Source organism: Iodobacter sp., assembly GCF_025352645.1.
GTDB lineage: Bacteria > Pseudomonadota > Gammaproteobacteria > Burkholderiales > Chitinibacteraceae > Iodobacter.
Genome location: NZ_JANXSO010000141.1, coordinates 27,983 through 40,969, shown reverse-complemented (window position 1 = coordinate 40,969; position 12,987 = coordinate 27,983). Strand labels below are relative to the sequence as shown.

General features: G+C 45.8%; 8 protein-coding genes. 1 reads left to right on the top strand and 7 read right to left on the bottom strand.

All coding sequences use genetic code 11. The features are described 5' to 3' along the window. Nucleotides 1-326 precede the first annotated feature (326 nt). Entirely contained in the window at nt 327-1,418 is a 1,092-nt protein-coding gene (gene ychF / locus Q0R17_RS16310; RefSeq protein ID WP_293936796.1) for a redox-regulated ATPase YchF, read from the top strand. Between the two features lie 78 nt (nt 1,419-1,496). Here ychF and Q0R17_RS16305 read toward each other — a convergent pair whose 3' ends face one another. The 7 genes from Q0R17_RS16305 to Q0R17_RS16275 form a co-directional block, all read right to left on the bottom strand. After that, entirely contained in the window at nt 1,497-1,982 is a 486-nt protein-coding gene (locus Q0R17_RS16305; RefSeq protein WP_293936795.1) for a hypothetical protein, read from the bottom strand. Between the two features lie 721 nt (nt 1,983-2,703). Continuing rightward, entirely contained in the window at nt 2,704-4,131 is a 1,428-nt protein-coding gene (locus tag Q0R17_RS16300; protein WP_293936794.1) for a capsule biosynthesis protein, read from the bottom strand. Then, nucleotides 4,128-6,209 (bottom strand): capsular polysaccharide biosynthesis protein, encoded by a 2,082-nt coding sequence (locus Q0R17_RS16295; RefSeq protein WP_293936793.1) that lies wholly within the window; start codon nt 6,207-6,209, stop codon nt 4,128-4,130. The genes Q0R17_RS16300 and Q0R17_RS16295 overlap by 4 nt, the downstream gene beginning before the upstream one ends. Next, nucleotides 6,209-7,156 carry an SIS domain-containing protein gene (locus Q0R17_RS16290; protein ID WP_293936791.1) on the bottom strand — a complete coding sequence of 316 codons (948 nt, stop codon included), beginning with the start codon at nt 7,154-7,156 and terminating at the stop codon, nt 6,209-6,211. Before Q0R17_RS16290 ends, Q0R17_RS16295 begins: the two co-directional genes overlap by 1 nt. Before the next feature lie 177 nt (nt 7,157-7,333). Next, the gene (gene kdsB, locus Q0R17_RS16285) at nt 7,334-8,626 is read right to left on the bottom strand and encodes a 3-deoxy-manno-octulosonate cytidylyltransferase (RefSeq protein ID WP_293936789.1); all 1,293 of its coding nucleotides are present in this window, start codon (nt 8,624-8,626) and stop codon (nt 7,334-7,336) included. Nucleotides 8,627-8,642: 16 nt separating this feature from the next. Beyond that, on the bottom strand, nt 8,643-9,479 hold the full coding sequence (gene kdsA / locus Q0R17_RS16280; RefSeq protein ID WP_374759882.1) for a 3-deoxy-8-phosphooctulonate synthase: 837 nt from the start codon (nt 9,477-9,479) through the stop codon (nt 8,643-8,645). Nucleotides 9,480-9,496: 17 nt separating this feature from the next. Beyond that, complete coding sequence (locus Q0R17_RS16275; protein WP_293936785.1) at nt 9,497-12,976, bottom strand: HAD-IA family hydrolase; 3,480 nt, start codon at nt 12,974-12,976, stop codon at nt 9,497-9,499. Between the last annotated feature and the right edge of the window lie 11 nt (nt 12,977-12,987).

Below are 12,987 nucleotides of genomic sequence, written 5' to 3'. Positions count from 1 at the left end.
AGACATCACCGAGTACATCGCTGGCTTTTACAACTGTGTGCGTTTGTACTCGGCCAGGGGCAATTTACCGCCAATGATTTATGAACGAGAAATGGCAGTAAAAACACCGATCGTGGTGTCTGAAAATACTTGACCACTACAGCTTATAGGGTGTGGATTTCTCCGCGCCCTCCATGCTTCGAAATTTAGATTTTTTTGCAGTACACGCGCAATTTACCGCCATTTGCCAATGGGATTTGTGCAGGGTGGGAGCGGCGGCGTTCACAATCGGGTAAAATCCCGTTTTTAAAGTATATGTTGGCCGCGATTTGCGGCGAAAGGATGATATGAGTCTCAAATGCGGCATCGTTGGCCTGCCTAATGTCGGTAAATCGACCCTGTTTAATGCACTGACCAAGGCCGGTATTGCGGCTGAAAACTATCCTTTTTGCACCATTGAGCCTAACGTCGGCATCGTTGAAGTGCCGGATGTGCGCCTTGCTCAGTTATCCGACATCGTTAAACCGCAGAAAATCCAATCCGCGATTGTAGAGTTCGTAGATATTGCTGGCCTTGTAGCGGGTGCATCTAAAGGCGAAGGCCTAGGCAACAAGTTCCTCGCCAATATCCGCGAAACCGACGCGATTGTGAACGTGGTGCGCTGCTTTGAAGACGATAACGTCATCCACGTTAATGGCCGTGTAGACCCAATCGCCGATATTGAAACCATCGGTATCGAGCTGGCATTGGCCGATTTGGCCACGGCAGAAAAAGTATTCACCCGCGATAGCAAAAAAGCCCGCGCTGGTGATAAAGAAGCCATCCAAATGGTGGCCGTGCTAGAAAAGCTCATCCCATTACTGAACGACGGTAAGCCTGCTCGCTCGGCTGGCCTAAGTGATGACGAAGTGCTGGCGATTAAATCGCTCTGCCTGATGACCATCAAGCCAGCCATGTATGTGGCCAATGTGGCCGAAGATGGCTTCAAGAATAACCCACTGCTGGACCGCTTAGTGGCCCATGCCGCTTTAGAAGGCGCACCAGTAGTCGCCGTTTGCGCTGCAATCGAAGCCGAAATAGCCGAGCTGGATGACGCCGACAAGCAAGAATTCCTCGCCGAATTGGGCCTAGAAGAGCCTGGCCTAAACCGCCTGATTCGCGTGGGCTACGATTTACTTGGCCTGCAAACTTACTTTACCGCTGGGGTAAAAGAAGTGCGTGCATGGACCATCCACAAAGGCGACACCGGCCCACAAGCCGCTGGCGTGATCCACACCGACTTCGAACGCGGCTTTATCCGCGCCCAAACCATCGCTTTTGATGATTTCATCCAATACAAGGGTGAACAAGGCGCAAAAGAAGCGGGCAAGATGCGTGCAGAAGGGAAAGAATACGTAGTGAAAGACGGCGATGTATTGAATTTCTTATTCAATGTTTAAAGCCTGATCGGCAGTTAATAAATTAATTGCCTGAATATAAAAAGCCCAGCAGATAATGCTGGGTTTTTTATTTGTGGATTAAAAATCCCAGCGTAATTGCAAGGTAGCGATGCTTTTGGATTTGTTTTTACTGTTAAAGGCTTGGGCATCGGGTACATAGCCAAGCTCGATTGCTATATTTTTATAAGAAGCATAAATAAATGGCAAAACAACTGCGCCATTTTGATGAGGGCTATTTAAATAGCCACCCATGATGCCCAAACCGCCCCTAAGGGAATCATTAATAGGCCAATCTTGCCGTATACCTACCGTGGCATAGGCTGCCGTATCAGAATAAGAATCTCGATAAACCCCTGCCCGCACAAATGGCTTTCCCCAATCCTGTGTCTTGGTATAAAACTCGATGCCTAAACCGGGGTTAAATTCATTGTAATCACAAGTATTGCCTTTTTTCTTTTCACAGCCAAAATGTTTGGATAGGCCATTTACAGTCATTGCAACATCAGCAAAGGCGGCTTGATTGAATAGGCAGAGCAGTACTGCTAGTAAAGAAAAGTGACGCATATATTCCCCTGCGTATTTGTTACTCAGCCGAAATTTGCCTTAGCAAAGTAATTAGTCGATGTTCTATGAGATATCAAGTAAGCCACATATTATTTTAGAAAAATGTGTGTTTTATATTTTTTTGGCTTTACTCGTTTTTATATACTAGGTCAAAAAATAGCGGGCGCGGGATTTTAATCGAATTTAATCTCAATTTATTTTAAAAAAGTGAATGGACTAGAATTACAGGCAAGATCTCAGACAAAAGAGGTGGCAGCTAGGACTTTCCATAATTTGTAAGCTAATATCGGGAGAGTAAGGGTTTTATGTTAAAAGCAGGTTACACGTTGTTGGTGTGGGCTTGGGTGAGCCAGCCTTCGCAAGCTAGTAAAAACTAGCGTAAGCCAAGCTTATGCAGCACATCTTTTGTAGGGCGGGTGAAACCCGCCGAGCCTTGCTGAAAAATACGCGGGTTGCACCCGCCCTACGATGATTCAATGCTCGTTAGTTGTGCGGCAACGGCATGAGATATGGCTAAGTTGATAGGATTGGGGGGCAAGCCAGCTCTATTAACTTAAGCAGAAGCCATGATGTATTTCGTAGGGCGGGTGTAACCCGCGAGCAATGCTGAAAAGTACGCGGCACTTTGTGTTGGTAATCCCCATACGGCGTAATGCAGCCAAGCCAAAACACTTGGCTGCATTACGCCCTACGATGAGCGGCAGATGGCGTCAGCGGCCCACTATGTCGCCAACAGCATGATGCTATGCGCAATGGTAAGAATGGATGTGATTGAGGTATATCTACAGGCGTTTTCGCCATGGGTGATAGGGGTACGCTCGGGTTTTTTGCTGATTAATGGCTCTGGTTTGGCGAAGACAATCACTTTGGATTTTGGCTGGATATGGGTTGCAGGGGTAATAGGTTTGGTCGCCACTGCTTGTAGCGGCGAGGTGTTTTTAGACGCATTCCAAACTAGCCCACTATGTGATTCAAGCATTTTTAGCGGCTTATAAAAGCTGCCATTGAGCTGAGTTTTGGCCACCAAATAATCTCTAAAGCGCAGATACAAGGCGTTATTAGGCTTGGCATTGGGGGCCGCCTGCCAGAATTGATCCAGCCCGCCTTGATAGGTAAGGCCAGCAATATCGTACATGGCATTGCCGCAGGTAATGGTCGGCGCACCGTGGTGTAGGGCGGATAAACCCACGGTACTGTTCACCACCACCACCCCACGTACATGATTAAGCAGCGTGGGCAAGTGCTGATCATGGATATACAGCACCCGTGCAGCCACATTGGCCTGATGGGCAAGTTTGGTGATCAGCTTGGTGTAATCCCGATAGCCCCTATCCATAGGATGGTGCTTAAAAACCAGTAGTGTGTCTTTAGGTGCATGCCGAGCAAAGGACAGCAGCGTGCTTTCAATAAACTGCTCCACACCATCAAAATCAGCATGTACGGTGATTTGCGAATCATTAAACACCTGCAAGGGCGCTAAAAAGAATTGTCTGTCCCATTGGGAGATCAGCTCTTCTTGTGTGCCGCGCTCTGCCCAGCGATACCATTGTTTGCGCCGTGCCGAGCGCATCCACGGGAAAAACTCCAGCAGCGACAAGGGGCGGTGATGCTGATAATGCCTAAAGAAGATTTTGCCTAAGGCCGCAATGCTGCCATACCAAAATCCAAACCAAATCATTGCCCAATATGCATTACCCACAGGCTGTTTTTTGGGAACAGCTGTTTTTTCCTGATAATGTGCTGGCTCGCGGGATAATTGTGAGTAAGCATTTACGCCAAATCGCTCAAGGGTAATGTAATCAGGCCGTACATAGCCCTCTTCAAATACACCGATTTCTAAGCCATGCTTATCAGCAATAGCGTGCGCATCTTGATGAATACGGCGGCAATCGCCAAATAATAAAATAGCGTCAATATTCAGATCTTTAATTAGCGCCTCAAAATAAGTAGGCCAATCTTCCATCTTGCCTTGATAATTAATGGCATTCCGTGGATAAAAAAGCCAATCACCGGCATTAAAATTAACTTTAAAAACTTCTGCCCCAGTATTGCGTAAATCTTTTGCCAAGCGAGCAAAGAATGTGGAAACCGGCCCTTGTAATAACAGCACGCGTTTGCCAGCAAATGCCTGAATACCTTCATTAATCATGATTTAAAAATCCAAGCTTTCGCCAATATATTAAGCTTGCGCAATTGGCGGCGTACCAAGCCAACGCGCAGTTTTTCCAGCCCATTTTGGGTTTCAAGCGTATTGCGGGTTTGAATAATCTGCTGCAATACCGCCTCGCAATGGGTATAGCCTTTTAAAGACCAATCCCAATACAGCGGGTAATACAATAAAGTGCCCGCCACTAATTCATCCAGCGATAATGGCCGTGTGCGGCGGGCAAAGGCTGCCCCTTCGCTTAGTACATCTTTAGTTAGCCCCCAGCCCGCGTAGAACGGCTGGCCATACACCACCACCCGCTTATCACGCAGCAGCGCATCAAAGCCGGTGAGGGATGTCATGGTATGCACCACATCGCAGGCATCGATGCAGCTGACCACCGATAGCCTAGCCTCCACAAAATCGGCAAATTGCAGCGCCTGAGCCAGCACCAGCTTGCCTGCTCGGTTGCCAGACATCACATCGGGGTGTGGTTTGTAGACAATAAATGCGCTGGGGTGCGCTGCTCTGGCTGCCTGCAGTAGGCCAAGATTGGTTTTAACATCGCTGCAACCATAGCGAATCGAAGCATCGTCTTCGACCTGGCCTGGCACCAGCACGACTTCTTTGCCAGTGCTGGGCCATTGGGCGATATCACGCGGTTCTAAATTATATTTACTGATGCCATGCTGAATGATGAACCGGCGTAAATGCTGGCTGCGCGCGCATTCTGCCGCTGAAAACGCGGTGGTATTTAGGATGTGTTCCAAAGCAGAAGGCTGGCTAGGGTCAAAATAAATCCCCTGCTCATCCAGCACTAGCGACAAGGGGCGGATTAAATCTGAGCCCAAGCCCACCGAGCGCACAAAGCCATCCTCCATACGCAACAGCCGCGAGCCAGATTCAGCCGCCAGCTCTGCTACGCCTTTAGGCGCCTGCCGCCCCCAAAACACCAAGCAATCCGCTGTTTGCAGCGCTAAAGCCGCCGCCTGAGCCGCGTCTTTTACAAATAAAACCTGCCCAGCATGCAGTGATAATAGCGGCTTGATATTCGCCGCTTTCCAGCGCCTAAAGCCCACAGCGATCATTCGGCCAGAATAACGGTTGGCCATTTTGCGCTGCAAAACTAGCCAATCCATCACATCAAAAATAGTGCCTCGCTGATGGGTTACTGGGTTTAAATAACGGCTGTAATGGAAATAAGCCGCTGCAAATAATTCATCCACAGAGCGATGCTGAGTACGGCGGGCACAGCACTGCCGATCATCCGTCACCCCCCAGCCCGCATACCAAGGTAGGCCAAATACACTGACCGATTTCGCCGCTAGTAAAGCCTCAAAACCCATGGTGGACGTCACTACATACACTTTATCCATCTGCTCAATAAGGCTCAGCGGGTTAATCGCTTGGCGCAAAACCACCGTGCACGCATCATCTTGCACATGGCTTAAATAACCCTGCTTGCGCCCTGACGTAACCTCTGGATGCGTTTTTACATAAACCGTAGCATCAGGATTTTCAGCGTAAGCCGCCGCCAGCATCTGGCTAAAACTAGCCGCACTCGCCCCACCTAAAGCCACGCTCATATCGCCAGCCGTTTGATCAATCACCAGCACCCGCTGGCGATCCCAGCTGCGCAGCAAAGCCAGATCCAACATCGGCGCATGATTGTATTTACTCAGCTGATGCTGCAGCAGCAAAGCCTTAGCCCGCGCCACATCCAGCGCAATATCCGCCAGCAAATCAGCCTTAGAATTCAGTAAACTTTCTAAAGCCGAAGGGCCGGTGCAATCGTAGTAAATGCCCTCAGAATCAAGCACAAGAGACAAAGGCGGGCTATGCTCGCCAGTATTAAACGAGCGTAAGAAACCGTCTTCTAGTGCAAGAAAGGGAAGACCAAGTTGAGCTGCTTTTGCTCTTGGTTTTTTGCTACTTGGGCGTTTGCCCCAGCCTGCAAATGCATCTACTTGTTGAAGATTAATGGCAGGGCAGATTTCTGCGCCAACTAAAGCACTTAAACAAGGAATACGAAGAATGCCGCTGGAGTAAATTCCAATTTTATTTATATTTTTTACGGGCATTAATTATCTATATCGAAAATCTGCAAGATTCCAACGACCTTATTCATTTCATTTTTAACCACTAATGCATTAATTTTTGCGATGCGAATACGCTCTTCTGCATCTACAAAACGTTCGTCAGGTGAGGCGCATTTTGGATTTTTACTCATAATGTGTGCTGCTTTGATTTGCTTGTAGTCACGATCAGAATCAAAGGCGCGTCTTACATCGCCATCGGTAATGATGCCTTGCAGCTCGTCATTTTCCATCACTAAGGCCAAGCCTAAGCGTCCGCTGTTAATGACATGAACCACATCCCTAAAGGAGTCTTCTTGATGGCAAATGGGTAGATTATCTTTACACATCACATCGGCAACACGGGTCAGCAGGCGGCGGCCTAAGCTGCCACCTGGATGGAAACGAGCAAAATCTTCAATCTGGAAATCGTATTTTGTGGATAAAACAATAGCCAGCGCATCACCCATCACCAAAGTCGCGGTGGTAGAGCAAGTAGGGGCTAAGTTGTTATTGCATGCTTCCCGCTCTACAGAAATATCTAGTACTACATCGGCGTGTTTGGCGAGTGTGGATTCCATTTTGCCGGTCATGGCAATCACGCGGTTTTCTTGATGAAGCAAAAAGGGCAGTAATCGAATCAGCTCTTCAGTTTCTCCACTATTAGAGATCATCAGCACCGTGTCAGAGGAATGAATCATTCCTAAATCGCCATGAAAAGCCTCGCCGGGGTGAACAAAAAATGCTGCAGTTCCGGTAGACGCCATGCTCGCCGCAATTTTTTTACCGATCAAGCCCGATTTACCCATGCCCACCACCACGACGCGGCCCTTGGCATTCAAAATAATATCAATGGCTTTTTGAAAGCTTTCGTCAATTCGATCCGCCATTGCGCTAAGGGCCTGAATCTCAATTGCCACGATATTTTTAGCTTGTGAAATAACTGCAGTCATTTTGATTCTCTATGGTGTATTAAGTACTTCCGTATAACATCCGGTATTTCTAAATTATTGAATTTTAGTAGGGTGTGAAACGACGAAGTCGTTGCGCACCGAGGGCCGGTGCGCAAGAAAAGTGCTTGGCACACCCTACGAGTTCACATGCGTTTGCATTTAAAAATGTCTAATTACTTACTGCGTAATGCCATTCATAACGGTAGAAAAGCCTTTGGCTGTGCCAAATACATCTTCTTTGCCTTGGGCCAGCAAAATCATATCGGCCAATTCTCTGAATGCACCGGCTCCACCTTGCGTCTTTAATTCGTGGCTAGCTTTGGCTTTTACATAAGATGGCGCATCTGCCACCGCGAAGGAGAGGCCACATACCTCGAAGGCAGGCAGATCAATACTGTCGTCACCGACGCAAACGGTTTCGTGCGCTTGGGCATTGGCTTGTGCCATGAGCTCAAAGCAGGCCCGTGCTTTGTCCTTTACGCCAAACTGATGCAAGGTCACGCCTAAATCTGCGACACGTTTACGCAAGGTGGCCGAGTCTCGGCCTGATAACACCGCCACCCGAATGCCGCTTTCTTCTAGTAAGCGAATGCCTAGGCCGTCACGCACATGAAAACGTTTCAAGCATTCGCCAGTTGCGTCGTAATACAAGCCACCATCTGTAAGCACGCCATCCACATCGGTAATCACTAGCTTGGTTTCTGCTAGCGATGGCTGACGCTGCGCTGGCAAGCCAGCCATGATCGCCCTTACATGCGCCAAGCATTCCGGCGTATCAACACCCGGGCCAGTTGGCTCTATTTCAAAAGCACGGATGCGTAAACCCGCAGCCAACAGACGCAATTGTTCTAGTTTTTCTGCTTGCTCAAGCATGGTTTGTGGCAATTGGGCGTAAGCCTCTAGCACTTCACGGCGGTAGGCATACACACCTACATGCTTCAGATAGCAGGCGCTGCTCTCGTCATCTCGGGGATAAGGAATAGCGGCGCGGCTAAAGTAAAGCGCATCACCATTGCTGGCGAGCACCACTTTTACCGTGTTGGGATTACTTGCTTCTTTACTAGGAATAGGGTGGCAGAGTGTGCCGACTTGCACCGTTTCATCGGCGCACATTCCCGCCGCCAGCTTAGCAATATCAGCGGAGCGTACTAATGGCTCATCGCCCTGTAAGTTGATATAAATATCTGCATCGATCTGGCGCATGACTTCAGTAAGGCGATCTGTACCTGATGGATGATCGGGCGAGGTCATTAAATATTCCCCACCAAACAGCTTTACCGCATCGGCGACGCGTACATCATCAGTAGCAATCAGTACTTTGTGGATATGCGGCACTTGGAGTGCCTGCTCATACACATGCTGCACCATTGGTTTACCCAGAATATCGGCTAATGGTTTACCAGGTAAGCGGCTAGAGCCATAGCGGGCAGGAATCACAATAACTAGACGTTTTGCAGTTAAATCATTCAAAGCAGGGCTCTCTTAATTAAGCAATATGCAGGGGAGCAAAAGATTTCACCAAATCGTCCACAGCCTTAATTTGCGTAAGGAAAGGCTCTAGCTGATCTAATGGCAAGGCACTTGGGCCATCGCATTTGGCTTGATCTGGGTTGGGATGAGCCTCAAGGAAAAGCCCCGCCAAACCCACTGCCATACCTGCACGGGCCAACTCTAAAACTTGTGCCCTGCGCCCACCGGAAGCCGCCCCCATCGCATCGCGTTGTTGTAAGGAATGAGTGACATCAAAGATGATCGGCAAATCATTGCAAACCTTTTTCATCACCCCAAAGCCCAGCATATCTACCACTAAATTATCGTAACCAAAGCAAGTGCCACGGTCGCAAAGAATCAGCTGCTCATTGCCTGCTTCTTTGAATTTCTCAACAATATTAAGTACTTGAGATGGACTTAAAAACTGCGGTTTCTTGATGTTGATGATGCGACCCGTCTTCGCCAAGGCCACTACCAGATCGGTTTGCCGAGCCAAAAATGCTGGTAATTGCAGAATATCCACCACCTCTGCCACTGCCTGAGCCTGCCAAGGCTCGTGCACATCTGTAAGCATAGGCACGCCAAACTCAGCCTTCACCGCCTCAAAAATACGCAAACCTTCCTCCAAACCCGGCCCGCGATAGGAGTGAATTGAAGAGCGATTTGCCTTATCAAAGCTAGCTTTAAAGACGTAAGGAATCCCTAGTTTTTGCGTAACCCTTACATATTCAGCGCAGGTTTTAAGTGCGAAGTCTTTGGATTCTAAGACGTTGATACCGCCAAAGAGAGTAAAGGGGGCTGAGTTGGATTGTGTAATGGAGTTTATTTTCATAAAAATCGGAGTAGTCATTAGTTCTTGCAACTATTTAAGTAGTATTTACCAAATTTTTTTACAAGTGGATTTTTGGCATCATGGAAAAATATGTATGGGTTTCGTAAGAATTTTTGTTTTTTTTGATTAGTTAGTGTATTTACTAGTACCCAATGGATTGTTGTAGCTTTCCAGTCAAGGGTAATTTCAATATTAGATTTATTTTGTATTGTTTTTTGTTGTAAATTTCCATTTGCGATAGCAACGGGTTTTCGTTGTGTTTGTTTTGCATTTTGTTGTTGTTTTATTTGTTGGTCACGAACGAGTGCTTCGAGACCTTTTTGCCAAACGCATTCATTTTGAAGTTTATCTTCTGTTGGCAGAATAGTTTTGTGGCTGCGACCACCATAAGCATCTTCAAACATTACTCCTGCGAAAATACGCGCATCTCGGGGATGTGGATCATTAAAGAGTTTATCAAGCATACGTAATGATTTACTTGGCTCAATATCGATGGTTTTAAGGCGTGGTCCTAAAATACGTACAACATCTTCAATGAAATCTAGCGCTCCACGATGGACTTCGCGAACAAGTTTTTCTCGTGTTTCTTCAATTGGAGAGCGTTGCATAAAGATTGGATACAGTTCGCGATTCCAATTTCTACCCATTCGTACGAACGAAGTATCAGTGCTACTAAATAATGTTTCGTAGAGAGGGACATTTCGGCAGAAAGGGTGATATGTGTCATGACGATCAACAAAATTTGCAAGGTAGCCAGTAATTGGTAATCCGCGTTGTTTAATCCGCTTGAGTGCAGCGCGGAATGTCATTAGGTAATAGCCACCAATTGGTTTATTCTTTTTTGATAAAAGAAATAGTGATTCTTGCATAGTACCTGCGTAGCCAATATCAACTATCGAGGCATTATTGTTTGCAAACAAACCACCTTGATTAATGTAGTCGAGGTAGTTTGTGCGTTCTTCGGCAGCGATTGTAAGTAAAGGCTCTTTGATATCTACAAATAATGCTCGTAACCTTGGCAAATCATTTGCTGTGAGGCTAGATTCCCAAGCGTAGCCATGCTTTTCCATCGTTTCTTGTGGAATATCATTTTGTGTTACACCAAAGCGGTGAGTGAGTAGATGTCCAAGAGATGTGCGATGAGCAAAGTCAACGTGCAACAGATCCATAATGCCTGTTTCATCTTCAATTTTTGCAAGGTTAACAGCTCGTCGAGAGCAGAGCATGTAGTGTGATTCAGGGGCTTTTCCATATAACGGGCGAAGCCGGTCATAAGCATCTTTCATGATCTTTCCATCTCGGGATAGAAAATAAAGGTGCTCTACTCCATCATGATGTGATCGTTCGATTAGCCATTTGGCATAGCCTAGTAAGAGCGGCCCAAAGCCGGAGTAGCCCAGCTTCCATGGGTCTCCGCCAAATAAGGTTCCCTTGCGGTGGGGAATGTATGGATTATCATGAATACGATTACCTATGATTGCAAGGATCATGCGCCAATCTAAGGAGTGTCGATTTTCATCACGTGCCCAAGGTATTTGGTAATTATCGTTTTTAGTGAAGACTTCTGAGGCGCGTGTTAGGTGAAATGGTTTAATTCCACGTTCTTTGGCGCGTTTGACATCGGCATCGACATTATCTCCGATGTGAAGAATTTGGTTTGGCTCTATATCTAGTTGTTCAAGCACTCGATCAAATAAAACCCCATTATGTTTTTTTGCTTTATAGTCGGATGAAACGAAAATTTGTTCATAGCCGTTATAACCATTCTTTTTTAATACTTCACATAGAAAGTCTTTTGATAGGTACATGTCTGATATTAAAATAATCTTTTTGCCTAGACTTTTTGCTTCTTGGAATGCTTTGTACCCAGATACTCGAGGGTAAAGTAATTCATGCTCAAGGCTCATTTCTAGATTCATGAGACGATCGCAAGTTTCTTCGCTTAAATCTAGTTGTAAAGCGAGAGCTTTGTAAATATCTTTAAATGTAGTTTCACCTTCGCCACATTGGATTGCAGCCTTAAACGCTTCATTCTCCGCGCTTCGTCTTGCCGCACGAAAATCAAGGGAAGCAATTCCTGTGATTTCTTCCACCTCTTCAGCCATAAGATCAAACATATCTGCTGGAGATTTAAATGGCCGATAAAGTAAAGTATCAAAAATATCAAATGAAATAATATCGTGTTTAATAATTTGATGAGATAGTTCATTGCAGTGGTCAATAGATGAATCGTTTCGAACTTTTTCAAAATATCGAAGTTGCTGCAATACATCAGATTCACGGCGCTCTAAAATAAGCTGTTCTGCTACTGCACCCTTTGTCCAGCTCGAAAATTCACCTGTCTCATGAAATTTATTGAGCCATGATGCAAACGCATCACCTGAAACAAATTGCATGGATAGATGGCGAGTGCAAAGAGCAGAGATTATCAAAGGATCACGATTTTGATTAGACTTTAATTTAGCTTGTATTAATAAATCTTCAAGTGATTCTGCTGTCGAAAAAGGGGTTATATGGCTATCCCCAAGTGTTAATAATGGCTTCTGCCAAAAAGCTGCTTGATACCCAATCGAGGATGAGATTGTAATGATTGCATCAACCTCAGAAACTAGAAATTGGGATACACAAGGGATACTGTCCGTTTCTTTTCTATATATGAAATTTGGGAAGCGTTTTTCTAAAAAACTAATATTATTTTCCGTTAGTACCGCACTCTGTGCGTCGCGTGACTTGTAATTTGTAACCCAAAGAGCTTGATTTTCAGGGATTTGAGTAAGAAGATCAATTAGCTCACTAAATTGGGAGCGGCCTTCTTTTAGCACACTGTTAATCATAAAATAGCCATCAATTTGAAGTGGCAATAAAATGATGCTGTCAAATTTACACTTAATATTGTTAATCATTTCCCGTACTGGTGAAATGGTACTTAGAAAGTGTTGCTCATGTTTTCGGAGACGGCTAAGGGCTTCCAGCTCTTCCGTTAATTCTTTATCTATATGTTTTACTACTTGATGGTGCTCGAGAAGGCCTGTATCCATTGATACTAGCGATGCAAATGGTGGGCGAGAGAAAAAACCAGGCATTTGATAAATAATTCGTGAGCTTGGAAAGATAGTTTGTAAATAATTAACAGGGCTTTCCCATACAATTATTAAATCTGGCTCAAAATCATTTGGCAATGAGTTTCTAATAAGACCTTCCAAGCGGGTAATTTCACCTGTGCGGAAGTTCCCAGCATGGTGGCGCATAGAGCGGTCATGGTTATTTTCGCCATCCATCCAGTTGATGGGGTCAATGACAGCCATTTGAGGAATTACACGTGTATGCCCATCTTCTATTGCTTTTTCTGCTACAGGAGCACTTAACAGAAGAACGATATTTTCACCTGTGTTATCCAATGCTTTTATTTGTGGTAATAGTGAATTTCGTAAAGTTGCGTAACGAAAAAGTGGATTTCCAAATTCAATAGCCGGTTCTAAATAAAATAAGATATTCATGGGTGTATTCA

Excerpts from the sequence above, each read along its gene's own strand:
- ychF (WP_293936796.1), top strand. The coding sequence starts at position 327 with ATGAGTCTCAAATGCGGCATCGTTGGCCTGCCTAATGTCGGTAAATCG.
- Q0R17_RS16290 (WP_293936791.1), bottom strand. The coding sequence starts at position 7,156 with ATGACTGCAGTTATTTCACAAGCTAAAAATATCGTGGCAATTGAGATT.
- kdsA (WP_374759882.1), bottom strand. The coding sequence starts at position 9,479 with ATGAAAATAAACTCCATTACACAATCCAACTCAGCCCCCTTTACTCTC.
- Q0R17_RS16295 (WP_293936793.1), bottom strand. The coding sequence starts at position 6,209 with ATGCCCGTAAAAAATATAAATAAAATTGGAATTTACTCCAGCGGCATT.
- Q0R17_RS16275 (WP_293936785.1), bottom strand. The coding sequence starts at position 12,976 with ATGAATATCTTATTTTATTTAGAACCGGCTATTGAATTTGGAAATCCA.
- Q0R17_RS16300 (WP_293936794.1), bottom strand. The coding sequence starts at position 4,131 with ATGATTAATGAAGGTATTCAGGCATTTGCTGGCAAACGCGTGCTGTTA.
- Q0R17_RS16305 (WP_293936795.1), bottom strand. The coding sequence starts at position 1,982 with ATGCGTCACTTTTCTTTACTAGCAGTACTGCTCTGCCTATTCAATCAA.